We start from the raw sequence: 1,433 nt of genomic DNA, 5'->3' as shown, positions 1-1,433 counted from the left end.
CTGATATGGAGTAGTCCGCTGTCAAGTGGGCATGGCGAGGCGCCGCCGGGAGGGAGTCCTGGCGGCGCCTCTGTGCTTCGCGTGGCGGGCGCCGGCGAGCGTGTCGTTGGGCGACGCGCGGTCAGGCTGATATGCGCGGGTTGGCTACCGCAGGGCGGTGGTTCGGCTGGAGTCGGTCCGCGTGTCTAGGAGCGAACGTTGGCCCCAGGAGGGGGTCTGTTCATAGTTGCGCCGCGGGTGGCTCCACGCGCTGCCGCCGGCACCTTGCGCCGTGGCGAAGCGGCCTTCGGGAGTCAGTCGTCGTCCATGACTGCCAGGGACCAGCACCAGCCGGCCAGCTCGCGGGCGACGGCGACGTTGGCCACGGTCGGGCGCTTGCGCCGCTCGAGGAACCGCACCCACCGGGCGTGCAGGCGCTGGTTGCCCTCGTCGCCGCGGGCCCGTGCCGCGGCCGGGGCGAGCTCCCACCGGTCCCGAAGGGTCTTCCCGACCGCGTAGCGGGCACGGTGGTGCCAGGCGGCCTCGACCAGGAGGCGGCGGACGTGGGCGTTGCCGGTCTTGGTGATCGGCCCCTGCGCCCGGGACGCGCCCGAGGAATGCTCGGACGGGGTCAGCCCGACGAAGGAGCCGATGGTGGCCCCGGTGAACCGGTGCCAGTCTCCGATCTCTACCGCGAGGGCGAACCCGGTCAGCGTGCTGACCCCGCGCAGGCAGCCCAGGCGGTGTACGGCCGGGGCGAACTCGCTGCCCGCAGCGAGCTCCTCGATCGCGCGGTCGAGCCGGTCGCGGCGGGCTTTGACCGTCAGCACGGCCTCGTAGTCGGAGTCGAACGCCATCCGGGTCGCCCTCGAGCCCAGCGCCGGGGCCGCGTCCCTGCGCAGCCACGTGTCATGGGCCCCGGTCCAGGCATCGCCTCCGTCGTAGACGATCCCGTGCCGCAGCAGCAGCTTCGAGAGCCGGTGCCGGGCCCGCATCAGGTCCCCGCGGCAGTCCTCCCGCGCCCGCACCAGGTCACGCGCGGACTCCTGCTCCACGGTCGGGACCGCCACCGGGGTGACCTCGTCCAGGCGCAGCAGCCTCGCCAGGTGCACCGCGTCCCGGGCATCGGTCTTCACCCGGTCCCCCGACGGGCGCTGGAGCCGGGACGGGGCCGCAACCACGCACCTGACCCCCCGTGAGGTCAAGGCCCGCCAAAGCCCGAACCCCGTCGGGCCGGCCTCATAGACCACGGCGACCGGGCCTGGCAAGCAGGCCAGCCATGACCTGATCGCCTGCTCCGACGGGGCAAGCCTGGCCTGCACCAGCTCGCCGGTCACGCCGTCGATCGCCGCCGCGGCAACCGAACGGGCGTGCACATCCAGCCCAACACTCGTACGCTCAATGAACACCGGGGCCTCCCACGCATGTCGGATAGGCCGGGCAGGGGACTCTGC

1 protein-coding gene is annotated in these 1,433 nt (G+C 73.2%); it reads right to left on the bottom strand.

Annotated features, from left to right (window positions below):
* Positions 1–293: 293 nt before the first annotated feature.
* Positions 294–1,388, bottom strand: a complete 1,095-nt coding sequence (locus tag RBS12_RS06690) for an IS110 family transposase (RefSeq protein WP_307964926.1) — start codon at positions 1,386–1,388, stop codon at positions 294–296.
* Positions 1,389–1,433 lie beyond the last annotated feature (45 nt).

The organism is Sinomonas sp. ASV322, assembly GCF_030908245.1.
Lineage (GTDB): Bacteria > Actinomycetota > Actinomycetes > Actinomycetales > Micrococcaceae > Sinomonas.
This window is presented reverse-complemented; position numbering and strand designations above follow the sequence as displayed.